Raw genomic sequence first — 19,778 nt, forward strand, 5'->3', positions numbered from 1 at the left:
GAGATTTTTATGAAAACAACTGTTTTTTTTACGGTTTTACACCTTGTGGTACAATTTTTGACCAGAGCTGTGGAAATCGTTTTTCATCTGCTTAAGGCCGGCTTCAATCTCTGCCTGCGTTACAGCCGGGGTTTCATCAGCAGATAACTGGCTGGCATAATCCCGCACATTTTGCGTGATTTTCATTGAACAGAACTTTGGTCCGCACATCGAGCAGAAGTGAGCCGATTTATGTGCCGCTTTTGGCATGGTTTCATCATGCATGCTGCGTGCTGTGTCCGGATCCAGGCTCAGGTTAAACTGGTCTTCCCAGCGGAACTCAAAACGGGCTTTAGACAGGGCATTGTCACGGGCTTGAGCACCTGGATGACCTTTGGCTAGATCGGCAGCATGTGCGGCAATCTTGTAGGTAATGATGCCGTCTTTCACATCTTTCTTGTTCGGCAAGCCTAAATGTTCTTTCGGTGTCACGTAGCAAAGCATCGCGGTACCGTACCAGCCAATCATCGCGGCACCAATGGCCGAAGTAATGTGGTCATAACCCGGTGCGATATCTGTGGTTAATGGCCCCAGTGTATAAAAAGGTGCTTCCTTACAGACTTCCAGCTGCAGATCCATATTTTCCTTGATCATATGCATCGGTACATGCCCCGGACCTTCGATCATCACCTGAACATCATGTTCCCAGGCACGATGCGTTAGTTCACCCAAAGTGCGCAGTTCAGCAAATTGTGCTTCGTCATTGGCATCCTGAATACAGCCCGGACGTAAGCCATCCCCGAGGCTGAAAGACACATCATAGGCTTTCATGATTTCGCAGATTTCATCGAAATGGGTATAGAGGAAGTTTTCCTGATGATGTGCCAGACACCACTGTGCCATGATCGAACCACCACGTGACACAATACCAGTCAGACGATTCGCGGTCAGCGGTACATAACGCAATAACACACCGGCATGAATCGTGAAGTAATCTACGCCCTGTTCAGCCTGTTCAATCAAGGTATCTTTAAAGATTTCCCAAGTCAGGTCTTCAGCTACACCGTTGACTTTCTCAAGAGCCTGATAAATTGGGACTGTACCAATTGGCACTGGTGAGTTACGGATAATCCATTCACGAGTTTCATGAATATTCTGACCAGTCGACAGATCCATAATGGTGTCGGCACCCCAGCGGGTCGCCCAGGTCATTTTTGACACTTCTTCTTCAATACTTGAACCCAGCGCAGAGTTTCCGATATTGGCATTAATTTTTACCAGGAAATTGCGCCCGATGATCATTGGTTCCAGTTCAGGGTGATTGATATTGGCAGGAATAATGGCACGGCCTGCAGCGACTTCCTGACGGACAAATTCAGGGGTGATTTCCTGTAAATTTTTGGCACCGAAATTCTGTCCCGGATGCTGACGCATATCGGTACCTTCCAGCTGACGCAGGTTTTCCCGAATCGCGATATATTCCATTTCCGGCGTAATAATGCCCTGTTTGGCATAGTGCATCTGGGTCACATTCTGGCCAAGTTTAGCCCGGCGTGGTTTCTGGATATGGGCAAAGCGGATATTGGCAGTACGGATATCGCGCAGACGTTGGCGACCAAACTCAGAACTTAAATCATCCAGCATTTCTGTATCATTACGCTGTTCAATCCAGCCTTCACGCAGATTTAGCAGGCCTTTATTCAGATCAATTTCAACGTTTGGATCGGTATAAACCCCTGAAGTGTCATAGACCATCAACGGTGCATTATATTCACCGCCCAGACCAGTCGGGGTTTCGCTGAGAGAAATTTCCCGCATGGGCACCTGAATATCAGGACGTGAGCCTTGCAGATAGACTTTACGGGAAGCCGGCAGAATGCGGGTCAGATCACGCGCTTCCTGTTCGTGTGGAGTAAGGGGAGTTTCAGAAGAAAGATTCGTTAACTGGCTCATTGCAATGATCCTTATGAATGACATCAACGAATCAAGCACGACCAAAAACGTGGACGGAATTATCTGGGAGTAGATAAAACAAGGGTAGTCGTTTTTAGATGGCTTGATTCCTACGCAGGTATTAACCTGATCAGGTTCAACGGTACTCACTATCAAATGGCCGAAAAGGCTGATTTAAGTGATCTCAGCGAGTTATTACTCGCGCTCCGTCAAGCGAGGCTAAATCTTAGCTTAGTTGGTATTTAAAAAGTAGCTTTAAATTGGGAGGGGTTACTGATTTTCGGCTATCTCATCGATTTTTAAGAAAAGATTGTTTTAAAGACAGATCGCATCTTTAAAGCAGTCTTTACCGTAGTTCTGTGAGGGTGGGGTGACTTGGGCATAATATAAAATCTGTTCAGTGCTGGAACGGTCACGATAATCCGCAGCTAAGGCACGCTGACGCTGTTCAGGATTCATGTCCAGAAACTCTAAAAACAATTGCGCCTGTGTCGATAACTTGGATTTCTGACCCCGCGCTAGACCAATAATAGTTTCCAGATGGCTGGTTTCTACCGAATAACGGTCACGATAATCCTCAGAGATTGGCGATTGCTCGCTGCCTCTAAACAGGAAATAAGTATATTGTTTCAGCAGATATTCGGCATCGCGCTGATAGCTGCTTTTCGGATAGGTTTGTAGATAATCTTCCCAGAATAGAGCGCGAGCGGCAATATTGGCGGCTTCAAGCTGCAAGCGTTTTTCGACCAAGACCGGTTCCATATTCTGCTCAGCCAGATTCTCAATAAATACCTTTTCGGCAGCTGGTAAATACGGCGCGAAGATACGTGCCAGATATTCCGGGCTACGACGATATTGTAGCGTGCCATTGCCCTGATCCAGCAGTTCTACATAGGCCTGACCTTTATGCTTCAATAAATACTGGTCGCGCGTAGTCAACTGTTCAAAGTGGCTTTGTTGGATGGTGGGATGCTGAGCCATATCCAAGGCATATTGCTCGAAAGCACGTTGCTGGAATTCGGTGCGTTCCACATGCAGGAAGCGTTGATACATTTCGGTAGAACGCTGCATCAGGTGTTTCTGCTCGGCCAGTTCCATGAGCGGCAGACACACTTTAAGATCCTGATTAATCTGTTCCAGTGCAAAAGTGGTGCGCTGTTCATTAATCTGGGACATGTTTTTTTCAATATTTTCACACATGAGGGTGAAATCGTTCGCGGGAGACTGAACGGTTTTAACCTCGGCCTGTTCCATTTCAACTTGCGGTTCTGAGGGTTGCTGGCATCCGCCTACGAACAGCAAGCAGCTGAAAACAAAACAAACTTTGAACATCGAATGAATTCGCGTTAACACTATGCTTCAGGACTCTATATAGATGAAATCAGAAATAACTGCCTTACTGGGAGCTATATTGTATAGATCTAATTCAAGTTCTATGTGTAGTATTGTGAATGGCTTTGTTAAGCTAGGATGCGGAATGGGGAAAATAGGAGGAATATTGAATAAAATCGTGGATATATAAGAGAAAATTAATAAAAGTCATACGTAAAAAATCAAAAGAAATCTTTAGTATTGCTGGGTTTAAAGCGCCTTAATCTGATGATTTAAATGGCTGTAGGGGTGAAAACTATAAAATGAAATTAAAACTCATCGTCAGTGTCTGTTTATTGGGTGTCAGTCCGACACTGTTTGCGCTGGATCTGCTTGAAGCTTATCAGCGTGCCCAGCAAAATGATCCGAACTGGCAGGCGAATCTGTTGCAATACCAGTCGGATCAGCTCAACCTGGGCATAGCCAGCGGAAATTTATTGCCGACTGTGACTTTATCTGGAAATGTGACCCGTAAAAACCAGTCTGCCGATAATTCATCGATAGAAGGTTTGCCTGCCGAATTTGGAGAATTACAAGGTTCGAGTACGACTACACGTCAGATTGCAGTCACTGCACGTCAGCCACTATTTCGTTGGGATGCCTGGCAGGGTTATAAGCAGGTCAAAACCTCGGTAGAACTCAGCGAAGTTAACCTGCGCCTGCAAAAGCAGCAGCATATTTTGCAGGTGGCAGAAGCCTATTTTAATGTTTTACGCCAGCAGTCTTTAACTACGGCTTATCTGCAAGAAGAGCAAGCTTTATCAGAACAGTTAAGGATGATGAATGCCAAACTTCGAGAAGGACTCGTGGCGAGAAGTGATGTCAGTGAAGCCAATGCCCAATACCAAAGTGCACAAGCTAACCGGATTTCTACACAGGTACAACTGGTGCTGGCACAGGAACAATTGGCTCAGTTAATTGGACCTTATCAGGAAAATCTGGCGGTTCTACGTGAGGATTTCCAGTTTCAGAAACCTGTTCCGAGTAATATCGGCTCCTGGACCGAACTGGCACAAAACCAGAATCTGGAAATTTTGCAGGCACGTTTGCAGAAACGCTATTCTGAAGATGCCAAACGGGTGGAGCAGGCGGCTCTCTATCCTCAGGTTGAAGCTGTCGGAACCTATGGCTATTTAAAGCAGACTCCTGAAACAGTGTTATCAACCAATGGGGATTTTGACCAGATTGGCGTCGAGGTCAACTGGAATCTGTTTACCGGGGGGCGAACCCAAAAGAGTATTCGTCAGGCGGGCGTGAACGTACAGAGAAGTGAAGCCCAACTGGATGCCGCCATTCGCAAAGCTAATACTGATGTTAAACAGTCTTATCTGCAGGTAGAAACGGATGAGGCCAAACTGAATGCACGTAAAGCAGCGATGCAGTCTTCAGATATTGTGTCTCAAGCTTCCAGAGCTCAATATCAGGAAGGTTTAAAAACCATGGTGGATGTATTATTGGCGCAGCGCAATGCCTTCTCTGCCAAAACCGATTATCTGAATGCCAAATATGATTATTTGCTGCATGTACTGCAATTACAGGCTTCGGTAGGACAATTGACAGAAAAAGAACTGGCAGAGATGAATGCCTGGCTCATTGAATATGACCGTTCTTAAAGAAGGCTAACAAGTTGTCATCAAACTTTCATGATGGTCATGCTTTAATGATATTTCATGATGTGTTCTTGCCTTTTCCTGTTCAGGAGTAGATTTCCTTGAGTCCAAATAATCCTGTATTAAGTCATCACATTTCTTCGCAATTTAATGAAGAATTGCAGGACGTAAATACCAAGTTCATGACCATGGGCGGCATGGTAGAACAGCAGGTGACCAATGCCATTCATGCACTGCTGGATACAGATGCTGCAATGGCGGTTGAGGTGCAGTTTCAGGACAATACCGTGAACCGTCTGGAAAGTGAAATTGATGAGGCACTGACCCTGATTTTGGCTCGCCGTCATCCCGCTGCCATTGATCTGCGTATGGTGCTTGCCATGTCCAAGGCCAATACCGATCTGGAACGGATTGGAGATGAAGCATCGAAAATTGCTCGTATTGCCCAAACCTTGTGTGAAGAGGGTGGTTCACCACGCGGTTATATGGAAACCCGACATATTGGTAACCAGGTTCGAGTGATGATTCATGATGCATTGGATGCCTTTGCCCGTCTGGATGTAGACCAAGCGCTGCGCGTGATGCAGGCCGATGCCGACATTGACCGGGAATATCAGTCCGCTACCCGTACCTTAATGACCTATATGATTGAAGATCCACGGCATATTAGTCGGGTGATCAATGTACTTTGGGTACTACGTTCGCTGGAACGCATTGGAGATCATGCACGTAATATTTCGGAACAGGTCATTTATATGGTCAAGGGCCTGGATGTACGGCATAGCAGTGTCGAAGAAATTGAGCAAAAATTTCAGCGTTAATTAAAACTAAATAATAGTAAAAAGCCTGCATCGTGCAGGCTTTTTTATTTCAAAAATATGTTCTTGATATTGTGAAAGCTAGATAGGATAGGCGTTCCCTAATATTACTATGAGAAAAATCACATAAATAACAATTACTAATAAGCTTTATAAATTTAATTAAAAGAAATGTGAGCTATTTATCAAAAAACATACAAAAGTTGTATATAATTTAGCAAAATGCGGGTTGATTTATGAAAATGGAATTATTTTCAGAAAGTGAAAAGATTTTTTCATGTGCTCATCAAACCAATAGATAAGAAAGAAAAACGAAGCTCTTTTGTTATCAGTCACATACTTCTGGTCTAAACCTAACCCTGCATTAATTTACTCAGTGAAATTATATATTTAAGAGAAAATTCATGATCATTGATGAAAGTCAAAGAGAAGCTTCCCGAATTTACTTTTCTGTGCAGTTAAAGTTTGTGATCGCGTTAATGGGTGCGTGTTTCTGGACCGTATTTTCCATCTGGATTGCTCAGGACTGGTTGCATGATTTGAGCACTTATGTTGGTTACTTTTGGGCTATTTTTCTGATTTATGGTATTGCCATTATTCCAGGATTTATGAACTCATTTGCGGCCTTAAGCCTAATGATGGACAGACGACCTAAACGTCAGCCATTGGCGGTTTATCCAGGGATTACCATGTTGGTGGCTGCTTACAATGAAGCCGCATCAATTGAAGATACTTTGGTCAGTATTAGCCAGCAAAAATATCCGGGAAAATTACAGGTTATTGTGATCAATGATGGCTCTCAGGATGAAACCGCAGAGATTGTTCGCAAAGCAGAATCAAGATTTCCCTGGCTGACTTTACTGGATTTAAAGCAAAATGCAGGGAAGGCGCACGCCTTAAACGAAGGTCTGAAACTTGCGGAACATGATCTGGTAATTACCGTCGATGCGGATTCCTATCTCCATCGTGTTGCCCTGATCAATATTGTTGAGCGCTATGTGGAAGATCCTCCAAATACACGTGCGGTTGCGGGTAAAATTCTGGTACGTAACTCACGTACCAATCTGCTGACCAAAACTCAGGAATGGGACTATTTTCTGGGAATCTCGGCAACCAAACGCCTGCAATCTCTCTATCAGGGAACTCTGGTAGCGCAAGGTGCTTTCTCTATTTATGACCGTAATGCCCTGATTGAAGTCGGTGGCTGGCCTGAATGTGTAGGTGAAGATATTGTGCTGACCTGGGCCTTATTAAATGCAGGTTATCGGATTGGCCATTGTGAGGATGCCTGCCTGTTTACCAATGCACCGACGACGCTTAAAGTGTTTGTTAAACAGCGTCAGCGTTGGGCTCGTGGCATGATTGAAGCATTCATTAAACATCCTAGTATTTTAATCAAGCCAAGACTCTCTACATTTTTTATTTACTGGAACCTGTTTTTCCCATGGCTGGATATTGCCTTTACCTTTGGCTTTATTCCAGGAATCATTCTGGCATGTTTTGGACATTACTGGATTGTCGGAATCATGACTTTAGTGCTATTGCCAATGGCATTCCTGTTGGGTTTCTTAAATTATTCAATTGAACGCAGAATGTTTAATGACCTGGAGCTTAAGGTCCGGAAAAACTTCAGTGGTTTTTTATTGTATGTGTTGGCCTATAGCTTCCTGCTTCAACCAGCCAGTATTTTAGGCTATATGGATGAAGTGTTGAGAACACGAAAAACCTGGGGAACAAAATGAACACTATGAAAATCGGATATGTATGTGTTCCTCTACTCATGAGTTTAAGTACTGCCAGCCTGGCCAATGGATTAGATGAAAATCAGACATCAAGTGAACGAGCGGCTGGAACAGAATTCTTTTTGAGTGACGATAGCGAAGGCTTCCAGACTCGTAAATTATCAGCGGAATTCTTGCCTCAATATGAAGATGCTGATCATTATGTGGGTATCCGTGGCAGCGCCTATCAATATAGGGCAGATGACTGGAAACGCGATGGTCAGAAGATCTCATTTATTGGGCGTGATATTGAGTCCGCTACAGCCAATGGCTGGAACTTGGAAGCAGGATTATTTGAGCAAGGTGATCATACTTTATTGACCTTTGATGGCAGTTACCGTACAGCACTTGCAGAAAAGACAGCAGTAGAACTTTTTGCCAATCGTGACTGGGTCGAAACCCAGCCTGCACTTGATGCAGGAACGAACTTTACTTTTGTCGGTGCGGCATTAGATCAAGGTTTAGGTGAACATGTCACGCTTGTAGGTTTAGCGGGAACACAGTTTTTCTCGGATGATAACCGCCGTGATCATGGCCGTCTTAGACTGATTTATCAGCCTTCACTAGATCTGGGTCTAACGCTTCAGGCTCGTTATCGTATGTATCGCAGCAGTGAAGAAGATGTGGGTAGAGAGTACTTCAACCCAGAAGATTATCAAGAATCGATGTTCGCTCTCGGTTGGCGTCAGCGTTTCGCTGGCTGGTCTGCAGGCTTAACGGCAGGCTTTGGCCGAGAAAAAATCAATCAGGATCCGAGCCAGTCTACCCGATTATTCGAACTCAACCTACAAAGTCCTGTTCGTGGCTCGCAATTTCTGCGGATGAATGCCGGCTATAACCGCAGTGCTTCTTTTTATGGCCCGAATTACGATTATCGTTATATCAGGGGTGAATGGATTATGCGGTTTTAAATCTGGCTAATGATATTTTGATTTTAAGCGGTCTTTAAAGACCGCTTTTCTTTTTTAGAGATAGTTGAATGAAGAGCTAACTATGCGTTTCTTCCTCTGCATCATCTTCAAAAGTCTTGGCAATTTTTTCAATATTCAGGCTCTTCGCCATCGCATCAAAAATTTCCTTATATACGCCGTCCTGATGATAAAGCGCATCATGTTCACCGTGTTCGGCAATACAACCTTCTTTCATCACATAGGTATAGTCTGCATCAATAATTTGAGACAGGCTATGCGAAATGATAATCACGGTACGGCCTTGCTTGATCTGATCCAGACTCTGTTTGATCTGTTCTGTCGCAATGGCATCCAGGCTTGCCGTCGGCTCGTCCAGAAAAATAATCGGTGGGTTTTTCAGGAACATCCGTGCGATGGCAATCCGCTGTTGCTGACCGCCGGACAGTTGCAGGGCATCGGAATCATAGCCATCCGGTAGCTGTAAAATCTGTTCATGAATCGAGGCTTTTTGAGCAGCTGCAATCACCTCATCCATACTGGCATTGGTTTTACCATAACGGATATTGTCAAAAATCGTGCCCTGAAAAATATGGTTTTTTTGTAGCACTAATCCGATATGATCACGCAGATATTGAGTGTCATAATCTTTTAAGTCGATCCCATCCAGTTTGATCTGGCCTTCCTGTGGTTCATAAAATTTATCGAGCAGACTGATCAGGGTTGATTTACCCGCACCAGACAACCCTACTAGTGCAGTAATCGTATTGGGACGAATCTCCATATTGATATCCTTTAAGGCATGATGCCCATTCGGATAATAAAAATTCACGCCACTTAGCTCAAATCGGCCTTTAACTGGCGGTTTTTGCTGTCCGCTTTGCTCAATTTCAGCATCAGCTTCCAGAATATTGAAGAAGCTTTCTGAATAGATCATGGCATCATTCACTTCATCATAAATCCGGTGCAGCGAGCGAATCGGAGCAGAAACGTTATTAAAGAGCAGCACATGGTACATGATCATGCCGATACTCATCTGTCCATCCAGTACAAAATAGGAGGTCAGGATGATAATCAGGACTATGCCGATCTGTTCAATAAAGGTTTTCAGACCATCAAACAGGAAGCTGGTCTGCCGGGTTTTCATCTGGTTATCGGTCAGTTCACGCTGCAAGCTCAGCTGCTTGTCTGATTCAATCGATTCCCGGTTAAAGGATTTGATGACTGTAATTGAATTGATGATGCTGAGAATGCCCTGGCTCTTTTTTTCCCGGCCATCTCTCAGACTACGGCGCCATCCACCAAGTTTTTGTGCCTGTTTATAGGTGAGCCAGAAGTAGATCGGTACAATTGCTGTGGCGACCAGTCCGACATAAAAATTGGCATAGTACATCAATCCGAGCGCGACAATTGCACTGGTAAATAGAGGAAAAATATCAATGAAAAAGATCTGAACCAGTCGGGTGAGGGAGCCAATTCCGCGATCAATACGGGTCTGTAATTTTCCAGCCTGATTATTATCCTGATTAAAAAATGCTAGCCGGTATTTTAAAAACTTTTCAATAATGCCTTGAGCCAGATCTTGGGAAATAAAAATCCGCAGCTTTTCTCCATAAAACTTCTGCCCAAACTGGACCAGTGCATTCACCACTTCTTTACCGAGTAAAATGGCAGAGATAGTAATCAGGATATGCCAGCCTTCATCCAGTCCCTGTCCTTGTTCCAGCAGTGCATTGATGCTATCGACTGCATATTGCAGGGTCAGTGCATTGACCTGAGCAGTAAAGGAACCGATCAGGGTTAAAATGAGGGTCGCAATCACCAGGAGCCGATAAGGGCTGACAAAGGGACGAAGTTTTAAAAACAGCTGCCATAAATTCATAAGCAATTATTTTTATTGTCAAAGTTGGATTTAGTCTAGGCAGGAATAGAGGTACTCACAAGAGTAAATGTTGTATTTATTTGTGAAATTAGATTGTAATTTTTCTGGATAAGTCTCAATCTTTTCAGCAAGATACTGAAATTTTTAGACTGATTTTAAAATGACTTTGGACCTGTTTGCGCCAGAATCTCAAATGAATTTATTACCCTTTGATGGGGTGGTAGAGGATTATGGCCAGATTTTAAATGAGCAGCAGAGCCAGCAATATTTACAGCATTTTCTAGCTCATCTGGCCTGGCAAGCGGATGAAGTCACTTTATTTGGCAAGCATTATATTACTGGGCGAAAAGTTGTCTGGTATGGCGATGAACACTATCAATATCATTATTCCGGAAGTTTCAAACAAGCTCATATCTGGACACCGGGGCTATTTCGGTTAAAGCAGCATATTGAAAAATTGGTGGGTCATTCCTTTAATTCCTGTCTGGCTAATTTATATGAAGATGGGTCGCAAGGTCTGGGCTGGCATAGTGATGATGAGGCAGCTTTATATCAGGGAACGTCACAGGAAAATGTGATTGCATCCCTCAGTCTGGGTGCAACCCGCAAGATGAGCTTTAAACATAAAACAGAGAATGAAACAGTGGATCTGCTTTTACAAAGTGGTCAGTTGATTGTGATGCGTGGACAGGCCCAATACTACTGGAAACATTGTATCCGGAAAACGACTCGGGTTTTGGAACCCAGAATTAACCTGACTTTTCGTTATTTTTTTCCTTAATTAAATTATCTTTGATAAAACAAAAAATACTAGTTCATTCGTATTTAAAGTTTCTTCTCTCTTAGGGAGAAAGTGAGGATGAGGGAGTTCCTTTGCTCATTGTTGAATGATTAAAAAATGATTGATGAAGGCACTCTATTTTTTTAGATTGAAAGTATCCCAATGAACTAAAAAAGAGATTCTTTAATTCAAAAAAATAGCATCTCGAAAGATGCTATTGCTTCTATTTAAAAGAAATTTAGGGTTGCAGTCCAGCCGGATGCCGATACCAGCTTTCAATCAAGAGGGCAGCAGCAATACTGTCCGCAGATAATTTTTTGCCGCAACCTTGAGCTTGATAATGATCCAGTTCATCCCGTGCTTCACGAGTGGTCAGGCGTTCATCCACCATCAAGGTTTCAATATTGGTCTGATGACGTAAACGGCGGGCAAATTTTCGTGCCCGTGTCGACAGTTCAGATTCACTATCATCCATATTCAGTGGCAGTCCCACTAAAAATAGGCTTGGCTGATGGTTTTTTACAATTTTCAGTAATTCGTCCCAGTTCGGAATCCCGTCTTTCATAGGAAATAAAGGGAGGGGATTGGCACTTTCAATCAGGGATTGGCCGACTGCCATTCCCATTTTCTGTGTACCAAAATCAAACGCCATAATGGTGTTTGGCGCGTTTACATCAGGCATGTCCAATCTCGGAAGATAACCAGGTTCGGTCTACGCCCATTTTTTTATAGGCAGCATCCCAGCGGTCGTTATAAGGTAAATTAAAAATCAGGTCCATATCGGATTCACAGATCAGCCAGTCACCCCGGGCAATCTCTTCTTCAAGCTGATGTTTGCCCCAGTTCGCATAACCCAATGCGATCTGATAGCGGCCTACACCTTCATTATGCGCAATCGCATCCAGAATATCTTTAGATGTGGTAATACAAACATTTTCACCCACAGCAATAGAGGAATGCCAGGTCGGCTGACCGGTATGCAGGACAAAACCGGCCTCAGGTCGCAAAGGTCCACCTTGCAACACTTCATGGGGATTGACATTATCCGCCTCAATATCCAGGTCATTTAGCAATTCTTTAATTTGAATGCCAGCAGGGCGGTTAATAATGATCCCTTGAGCGCCATCTTCATCATGACGGGCCAGATAAATGACCGTATGGGCAAAAAAATCGTCACTTGCATGGGGTGGCGCAATCAGACAACGATGAGTCAGATATTGTTTAGTCACCTGAGCGGCTCTCCAAAAGTCTATATCGTTTGTGATCGTGGTAGATGATTTATCAGGGCAAAAGACTGGATTTTCAATTCTGCAAATTGTCTATTCCTTATTTACTTATCCCACAAAAATGCACCACTGACAACTTAGCTTTGTAGATACTGAGTATAAAAAAACTACAAATAGGTATTTTTTTTATTTTTTCAATAAATCAATAAAATCAGTTTTATTTTATTGAATGGTAAATTCTGGGGTTCATTTATTATCGACTAAGAATATAAAATAAATTTAAGAAGGAATAAGTTTATATATTTTTAATTGTTTAATAATTAAACTAAATAATTAAATAGAAGAAAATATTAAATTTTATATTTAAAGCGAAGTGCTTTATTTTTTATTAATTTTTTATAAGTTATTTTATTAATGAATAGGTATAATGAATTAAACTTATATAGCAATAATAGAAAAGATTTTTCATACTTAAAAACGATTATAATTTGTAAATTTTATTCAATATTGTTTAATTTAGGTAAATATAATGTGTTTATTTAGAGTTAAATTTTACACAATATATACATGAACTACATATTGAAACAATTTAGCTTTGTTTGTAAGATGCGCCGATTTTTAATCTTCTATTATTTTAACGGATCGTTATGCATCATTTTTTTAAAGGGACTTTAATTTCTGCTCTATGTTCAGCGTCTATTATTTCCCATGCGGCAGTATTCAAAACATATAATGAAGAAGGTAATTTTTTTCGTAGTCATTTAAATGCAGAGCTGTCTGAAAATTTAATTACAGATTTCAAGAATAAAGCTAATTCAAAAGATGGTGTTTTATATCTGTTAGAACAAGCCCGGTTATTACAGGTCAATCATCAATATGATCAAAGCCAGGAATATTATAAACAGGCTTTTACTTTGCTAGATAAACAGCAAAATCGTGCCAAAGTCAGTGTATCTCGTGTGGGCTTTAAAGCTCTGGCTTTGATGAGTAATGATTCAATTGTTCCTTATCTGGTACCCCCTCATGAACAGGTACTAGCACATATTTCTCAGGCAAAAAATTATATTTTTCTCAAAGATTTAGAGGCTGCATCTGTAGAAATGCGGGTTGCACAAGGCCTACAGCGTGAAATTGAACTGGCTCATCAGAAAGAGCTGGAAAGAAAAAAAGACAAAGTTAAAAAACCGGCTACTGAAGGAAATCCGCTTAGCGCACTGGATGAAGCATTTATAGGTCTGGACCCTATTGCCGGCAAAATTAAAAACAGCTACCAGAATGCGTATGCGTTCTACATGGCTGCCAATTTATGGGAAACCTTGGGTGAATATAACGACGCCTTGGTAGATTATAAAAAGGCCTATGAATTACAGCCAGATGCACAGATTGCCCAAGACGTAAAACGCTTGAATCAGTTAGTAGCAAAACCAAAAAGTGGCAGTGTGCCGGTCATTGTCTTTATCGAGCAAGGTATTGTGCCGCAAAAGGTTGAAAACAAGATTGATGTGCCAACACCGGGTGGTTTGGTCAATATCGCTTTTGCGACTTATGAGCCAAGTACCTATGTGGCACCGAAAAGCCTGAAGGTCAAAGTCAATAATAAGCCTATGCAAGACAGCTACGTGATTAGTGATATTGGCGCTCTGGCAGTTAAAGACCTGAAAGAAAAAGTAGTAGGCAATCTGACCAGTCAAATCATGCGTGCAAGCGCCAAATATGCTGCACAAAAACAGTTAGGCAATCAGCTGGGTATTTTGGGTCAGGTGGCCGGCAATGTCCTGAATATGTCGACTGAACGTGCCGACTTGCGTGGCTGGAGTACCTTGCCAAGCAATGCCCAGATTGCGCGCTTAAATCTCGCTCCAGGCAACCATAAATTACAGCTCTCTAGCGGCAGTCTTTCCAGTTCAGCTGTCAATCTGGATGTCAAAGCCAATCAAACTGTCTTTGTCTATGCACATCACGTCAATGACAAGATTACCGCCAGCGTAAGCACCATCCCACATTAATAAAACCTAAGAGAACGATATGAAACGTCAATTCAGCTTTGCAGTACTTGGTTTAGGGGTACTGTTAATGGTGGGGTGTACTGCACCGAATGCCTTGTCGACCCAGACCAACTCAACTAATGAAATCAGCATCCGTACGATCACCAATAACCCGATCCTGAGTACGGAAGTATTTGTAGAACGCGTAAATATGAGTGCGGCAGGTGATTTGAAACGCGCATCGATTGCAATCAAAAACCGTCGTTTTAATAACAAAGACTTTAGCTACAAGATCGTGTGGGTGGATGCGCAAGGTGCGGAAGTGAATCCTGAAGGCGCCATCTGGAAGCCGATTCAGTTAACTGGCCGTGAAACCAAAGGTGTGCAATCCCTAGCACCAAATCCGTCTGCTGTCGATGTTGTTGTGTACTTGAAAAAATAAGAGAGATTGAACATGAATGCAAAATTGATTTTCGCTGTATTGGCAGCAACGACTCTGGTTAGTGGCTGTGCGTCTACTGGTGCAGTGAGTTATGGCGATGCGCAAGCAGTTGAAACTTTGACGACTGACTTTGGTTCGACTGACCTGCAAATGATTGCAGCGAAAATGGTAGATGACATGCTGATGTTCCCGCCTATCGTGCAGATGACACAAAACCGTCGTCCGGTGATTGTTGTAGATCGTATTCACAATAAAACTCAGGAACATATTGATACTGAATCCATTACTGACAGCATTCAGAACAAGCTGATCAACTCTGGAAAATTCCGGTTTGTGGATATGAAGTCTGTGAATGCGATGGCGCAGCAACTGGCCTATCAAAAACAGAGCGGCATGGTGAATCAGGCAACCGCTGTGCGGAGCGGTGGTCATATCGGTGCTGAATATATGCTAAATGGCAACTTGTCGAGCATTGTAAAAAATGCAGGCGGCAAGAGCGATGTGTACTACAAGTTCACCTTTAAATTGCAAAACCTGCAAACTGGAATCGTTGAGTGGACTGGCGAGAAAGAAATCCGTAAAGCAGGCAAGCGTTCGACTTTCGGTCTGTAATTTAAATTAAGGTTGCTGTGCTTTGGCGCAGTGACCACAGAAGAATTCAATATGAAAAAAATATTACTTGCAGGCTTATTGTCCGGATTGCTCAGTTCATCTGCTTTTGCAGCAATTAAGGAAGTGGTCAAAGAAGCCAGCGGCAGTGGTCCTACACAGCATCAGGCCATTTCTGAAGCTTTATTGGTAGCGGTACAATCAGTAAATGGTGCTTCTGTTTCTTCGCAAATGGATTATGAAGAAACCGTTTCTTTGTCAGTGAACCATCAAGGCTGGACCTATACCGGCAAGGTATCGCCAGTCTTTAGCGTAGCCAATCAGGGCTCGGGTTCAGTTACTAAATTCCAGGTACTTAGTGTGTCTGGAGCGAAGAATAATTATCGGGCCAAAGTCCGTGCTCATGTGGTCAAGTTTGAATCTACTGTGCAGGATCAGCATTTACACCGGATCGCTGTTTTACCATTCCAGATGGCAGAAAAAAATAATCGACTGGCTGGAGGAGGATCTGCCCGTGAATTTAGTCAGGAATTATCCGATACACTGGGCACTTATCTAACCCAAAGCGGACAATTAAGTGTGGTTGATCGTCACTATATTGAGGAAATGCAGTCTGAAACTGATTTCCTGTATTGGGATGGCGCACCACAGGAACTGGCACGTATCGGTCAGAAAGTTGGCGCAGATTATTTGCTGGTTGGTCAGATTAAAGATTTATCTACCGCCAGTAAGCAGCAGATGTATGGTCTGAATGCTGGCGCGGCTCAGGTGCGTTTAAGCTGGCGCGTGATTGAAGCGGCGACCAGTAAAGTCGTTGCAGCCGGAATCTTTAACCGTACCTTGTCTAATTTAATGACACAGAATATTTTGACGAACAGTTTAAATGACAGTACTGCAGACAAAATTGCTCAAGGTCTTAATCCAGAGATTTTACAAGGTTTGAAATTGCAGCCTGTACAAACTCGTCAAGCTTATGATCAGTCACCCGGTTATGGAATGACGCCAGGTTCTAGTGATCAACCAGTCAAATGGTAATTTTTGGCTTTAACTAAAAGCTGTTCATAAAAAAATCCCTGCACTAGTCAGGGATTTTTTATTAAGCATAATTTATGCTTGCTGAAACTTTAACTGTCTTAACTGACGTGCATGCTGCAAGGTGGTTTCATTAATTTCCACGCCACCCGTCATACGGGCAAGTTCCTGTACAATTTCACTTTCTTCCAGATTGATAATGGTACTGCTGGCCGGATCAGTCTGGCATTTTTTCACCAGTAAATGCTGGTCGGACTGTGCAGCCACCTGCGCTTGATGGGTAATACATAGAATCTGTACATGCTGTGCCAGATCAGCCAATAAGCGACCCACGATTTCCGCAGTTCCGCCACTGATCCCGACATCGATTTCATCAAATACCAATACTTCAGCTTCGGTTTTTTCTGCATTCATCACCTGCATCACCAAGGCAATACGGGATAATTCACCGCCTGAAGCCACCCGTGCCAGAGGTTGGGCTGGAATGCCCTTGTTGGCAGTAAACAGAAGCTGAATAAAACTCAAACCTTCACTTGATGGATGTTCCAAAGGCTCAAATTTAAATTCAAAATGCGCTTCAGGTAGGGCAAGCTGTTTCACCTGTTCGGTCAGTTTTTTCGCCAGCGGTTCGGCTGCATCACGGCGAATCTGATCCAGATGTTGAGCTTTGCTTAGAAACTCCTGATAAGAGACCTCGACCTGTTCAGCCAGAGTTTCCGGGTCTTCCAGCTGATGCAGCTGCTCAAGCTCAGCCTGCCAGGCCTCATATTCTTCTTTCAGCAATTCTGGCTGGGTGCGGTATTTGCGTGCTAAACGGTGAAACACCTCCAGTTTGGAATTCAGTTCTTCCATACGCTCTGGATCAAAGCTTTGCCGATCCATAAACTGGCGTAAGGTTGCCGTTGCATCTTCAAGTTCGCTTTGGGCATTCAGCAAAGAAGTATAAATCTGGGAAAGCTGTTCGCTACGACCGGCATGCGATTCCATACGGCGTAAAATTGAAGCCAGTTCCTGCGAAATATTTTGTTCACCTTCGTCCAGTCCATTCAGGCTATAGACACAGTCCTGCATAATCGCTTCGTGATGGGAAAGGCGGTCAAATTCCTGCTCAATTTCCTGATAATCCGTTTGGACGACTTCTTCTAATTCTTCGAGTTGCAGCTCCAGAGTTTCCATACGTTGCTTACGAGTTGCTTGTGCATCCAGCGCGGCCTGATGCTGGCGAATATTTTTATGCCAGATACTGTAAGCATCACGTACTTCCTGAGCGGGTGCATAAAAATTGCTATAGCGATCCAGCCAGTGTTTGGGATAAGGTGGCTCTAGAAGTTGCTGCTGGCTATGCTGGCTATAAAGCTGGACCAGTAGTCGGCCAATTTCTTTCAGTTCAGACAGACTGCTGGGGCGGCCATTGATCCAGGCCTTACTGCGACCAGTAGCGAAGATCACCCGGCGTAAATGAATTTCCCCTGACTCATCATCGAGTTCATGCTCTTTTAACCAGCTCGCCTCAGGGCTGTCTTCCTGATAGCTAAAGCTTGCGGTTACATCCGCTTTTTCGGTGCCATAACGCACATAATTGGTATCGGTTCGCTCACCTAGACAGGCAGATAGGGCATCCAGTAACAGGGATTTACCTGCACCGGTTTCACCAGTAAGAACGTTAAAACCTTTATCAATATCAATAGCAAGATGCTCGGCCAAAGCAAAATTGATCAGAGTTAAATGTGTCAGCATAAACGCATCCGGGCTGCGAAAAGTTTGAATGAAATAGCATGTCAGTTGCTTCAGTCTAGCAACGCGGCTGTTATTATAAATCAGGATAAATCGATTTCATTCTATCTTAAATTTCAGGGATTAATACACGCTTATTTGAATGTTATGTCACAGGAACCAAGATTAGGCCACTGAAGTTACAAAAGATATTTTCATTTTTCTGACATACATGAAATTTAGATTAAATCAGGTCGGAATATATTTTGCTTATAAATGGCGGGAAAAATCACGACATTTTCCAAGATCTGCCGAAATCGCTCAAACAGGCTGGAATTAAGGCAAGCAGAGGCACTCAATAATTTCATTCAAGTCCGATAAACTTCGATTGATTAGTTGCGGGTGCACATTTAAACTACAGCAATCAAAATATTACAAAATGCTTTATCTGGAGAAATGGCATGTCAGCTCAGTTTGATCATGTATCAGTACTTAAAAAATCGAATGTGTATTTTGGCGGGTTATGCATCAGCCATGTGGTGCAATTTGAAGATGGCACTAAAAAAACCTTAGGGGTAATTTTACCTTCAGAAAATGCATTAACTTTTGAAACACATGTGCCTGAGCGTATGGAAATCATCTCAGGTGAATGCCGTGTACAAATCGCTGACAGTGAAGAGAAAGAACTGTTCCGTGCGGGTCAGTCATTCTATGTGCCAGGCAATAGCCGTTTCAAAATCGAAACTGATGACGTGCTGGACTATGTTTGCCATTTTGAAGGCTAAATAGACCTACAGATGAGCTGTAACCGATCAAGAAATTTTGTTCTGAATCGGTTAAACTAAGCTTGATACAGAATCCTGTGAAGTTGGCTTTGCAGGATTTTTCTTTTGTTACCTATTTCCCCATTTATTTTCGAGGTCGTTCATGGCTAAACCTGAGTATTATTATGGCGTCCATTCAGTAGAATCACTGCTGGAGCTTGAGCCTGAACGTGTCTTGACTCTTTTTACCCTGAAAGGCCGTGATGATCAGCGTCTGAAACGTGTACTGGAATTGGCTGAGCCTTTCGGCATTAGTGTCCAGCAGGCTAGTCGTGACAAGCTGGAAAAACTGGCAGGTTTGCCTTTTCACCAAGGCGTTGTGGCGGCAGTTCGTCCGCATCCAACCTTAAATGAAAAGGATTTGGAAGATCTATTGAAGCAAGATTCTCAAGTACTTCTATTAGCACTCGATCAGGTAACTGATCCGCATAATCTGGGTGCTTGTATTCGTACTGCCGCAGCGATGGGGGTAGCGGCTGTGATTGTGCCGCGTGACCGTTCAGCAAGCCTGACGCCGACTGCACGTAAAGTGGCAGCAGGTGGTGCAGAAAAAGTGAAGTTTATTCAGGTGACCAATCTGGCGCGTACTTTGGGTCAAATCAAAGATGAATTTAATGTACGTGTGGTTGGTACGATGCTGGATGAAAAAGCTTTACCTATCCAGAAATTTGATTTTACCGGAACAGGTGTATGCGTGGTGATGGGTGCGGAAGATACCGGTTTACGTCCAATTACCCAAAGCCAATGTGATCAGACGGTTTATATTCCGATGGCAGGCAATCTGCAAAGTCTGAATGTGAGCGTGGCAACAGGGATGGCTCTTTATGAAGCCTGTCGTCAGCGTCAAGCTTAAGTCCTTTTTAT

The 19,778-nt window shown here is 43.2% G+C and carries 17 protein-coding genes and 1 riboswitch; of the genes, 11 read left to right on the forward strand and 6 right to left on the reverse strand.

The window, feature by feature from the left end:
• Positions 1-36: 36 nt before the first annotated feature.
• Positions 37-1,932, reverse strand: a complete 1,896-nt coding sequence (thiC, locus tag AC4MCD_RS01225; protein ID WP_419374555.1) for a phosphomethylpyrimidine synthase ThiC — start codon at positions 1,930-1,932, stop codon at positions 37-39.
• A gap of 90 nt (positions 1,933-2,022) precedes the next feature.
• Positions 2,023-2,151: riboswitch (TPP riboswitch) on the reverse strand.
• Positions 2,152-2,247: 96 nt separating this feature from the next.
• The gene (locus AC4MCD_RS01230) at positions 2,248-3,264 is read right to left on the reverse strand and encodes a hypothetical protein (RefSeq protein ID WP_491876436.1); all 1,017 of its coding nucleotides are present in this window, start codon (positions 3,262-3,264) and stop codon (positions 2,248-2,250) included.
• Positions 3,265-3,566: 302 nt separating this feature from the next.
• Here AC4MCD_RS01230 and abuO point away from each other — a divergent pair, with 302 nt between their 5' ends.
• From abuO to AC4MCD_RS01250, 4 genes are all read left to right on the forward strand, one after another.
• Entirely contained in the window at positions 3,567-4,916 is a 1,350-nt protein-coding gene (abuO, locus tag AC4MCD_RS01235; protein WP_104426965.1) for a multidrug efflux outer membrane protein AbuO, read from the forward strand.
• 98 nt (positions 4,917-5,014) lie between these two features.
• On the forward strand, positions 5,015-5,734 hold the full coding sequence (phoU, locus tag AC4MCD_RS01240) for a phosphate signaling complex protein PhoU (RefSeq protein WP_491876437.1): 720 nt from the start codon (positions 5,015-5,017) through the stop codon (positions 5,732-5,734).
• A gap of 401 nt (positions 5,735-6,135) precedes the next feature.
• Positions 6,136-7,473 (forward strand): glycosyltransferase family 2 protein, encoded by a 1,338-nt coding sequence (locus AC4MCD_RS01245; protein WP_491876438.1) that lies wholly within the window; start codon positions 6,136-6,138, stop codon positions 7,471-7,473.
• Positions 7,470-8,423 (forward strand): hypothetical protein, encoded by a 954-nt coding sequence (locus tag AC4MCD_RS01250; protein ID WP_491876439.1) that lies wholly within the window; start codon positions 7,470-7,472, stop codon positions 8,421-8,423. Before AC4MCD_RS01245 ends, AC4MCD_RS01250 begins: the two co-directional genes overlap by 4 nt.
• Before the next feature lie 76 nt (positions 8,424-8,499).
• Here the strand turns inward: AC4MCD_RS01250 and AC4MCD_RS01255 are convergent, their stop codons facing one another.
• The gene (locus AC4MCD_RS01255; RefSeq protein ID WP_180015031.1) at positions 8,500-10,302 is read right to left on the reverse strand and encodes an ABC transporter ATP-binding protein; all 1,803 of its coding nucleotides are present in this window, start codon (positions 10,300-10,302) and stop codon (positions 8,500-8,502) included.
• A 160-nt stretch (positions 10,303-10,462) separates the two neighbouring features.
• Between AC4MCD_RS01255 and AC4MCD_RS01260 the strand changes: the two genes are divergently transcribed.
• Entirely contained in the window at positions 10,463-11,083 is a 621-nt protein-coding gene (locus tag AC4MCD_RS01260) for an alpha-ketoglutarate-dependent dioxygenase AlkB family protein (protein WP_491876440.1), read from the forward strand.
• Between the two features lie 238 nt (positions 11,084-11,321).
• Here the strand turns inward: AC4MCD_RS01260 and ruvX are convergent, their stop codons facing one another.
• Positions 11,322-11,765, reverse strand: coding sequence for a Holliday junction resolvase RuvX (gene ruvX, locus AC4MCD_RS01265; protein WP_491876441.1), 444 nt, complete (start codon positions 11,763-11,765; stop codon positions 11,322-11,324).
• Positions 11,758-12,312 carry a YqgE/AlgH family protein gene (locus AC4MCD_RS01270; RefSeq protein WP_491876442.1) on the reverse strand — a complete coding sequence of 185 codons (555 nt, stop codon included), beginning with the start codon at positions 12,310-12,312 and terminating at the stop codon, positions 11,758-11,760. Before AC4MCD_RS01270 ends, ruvX begins: the two co-directional genes overlap by 8 nt.
• Before the next feature lie 644 nt (positions 12,313-12,956).
• Between AC4MCD_RS01270 and AC4MCD_RS01275 the strand changes: the two genes are divergently transcribed.
• The 4 genes from AC4MCD_RS01275 to AC4MCD_RS01290 are packed head-to-tail and all read left to right on the forward strand — an operon-like array spanning position 12,957 to position 16,380.
• Positions 12,957-14,315, forward strand: a complete 1,359-nt coding sequence (locus AC4MCD_RS01275) for a COG3014 family protein (protein WP_491876443.1) — start codon at positions 12,957-12,959, stop codon at positions 14,313-14,315.
• A 19-nt stretch (positions 14,316-14,334) separates the two neighbouring features.
• Complete coding sequence (locus AC4MCD_RS01280) at positions 14,335-14,736, forward strand: YcfL family putative periplasmic lipoprotein (protein ID WP_491876444.1); 402 nt, start codon at positions 14,335-14,337, stop codon at positions 14,734-14,736.
• Positions 14,737-14,748: 12 nt separating this feature from the next.
• Positions 14,749-15,348: a penicillin-binding protein activator LpoB gene (gene lpoB, locus AC4MCD_RS01285; RefSeq protein ID WP_419363988.1), complete on the forward strand. Its 600-nt coding sequence runs from the start codon at positions 14,749-14,751 to the stop codon at positions 15,346-15,348.
• 51 nt (positions 15,349-15,399) lie between these two features.
• Entirely contained in the window at positions 15,400-16,380 is a 981-nt protein-coding gene (locus AC4MCD_RS01290; RefSeq protein ID WP_491876445.1) for a flagella assembly protein FlgT middle domain-containing protein, read from the forward strand.
• Positions 16,381-16,452: 72 nt separating this feature from the next.
• Here AC4MCD_RS01290 and recN read toward each other — a convergent pair whose 3' ends face one another.
• On the reverse strand, positions 16,453-18,114 hold the full coding sequence (gene recN / locus AC4MCD_RS01295) for a DNA repair protein RecN (RefSeq protein ID WP_491876446.1): 1,662 nt from the start codon (positions 18,112-18,114) through the stop codon (positions 16,453-16,455).
• Between the two features lie 437 nt (positions 18,115-18,551).
• On the opposite strand from recN, the gene ppnP reads away from it, so the two are divergent.
• Complete coding sequence (ppnP, locus tag AC4MCD_RS01300; protein ID WP_004787221.1) at positions 18,552-18,875, forward strand: pyrimidine/purine nucleoside phosphorylase; 324 nt, start codon at positions 18,552-18,554, stop codon at positions 18,873-18,875.
• Between the two features lie 142 nt (positions 18,876-19,017).
• The gene (gene rlmB / locus AC4MCD_RS01305; RefSeq protein WP_005233526.1) at positions 19,018-19,767 is read left to right on the forward strand and encodes a 23S rRNA (guanosine(2251)-2'-O)-methyltransferase RlmB; all 750 of its coding nucleotides are present in this window, start codon (positions 19,018-19,020) and stop codon (positions 19,765-19,767) included.
• Positions 19,768-19,778: the final 11 nt, after the last annotated feature.

It is taken from the genome of Acinetobacter sp. CAU_H_78, from assembly GCF_058599365.1.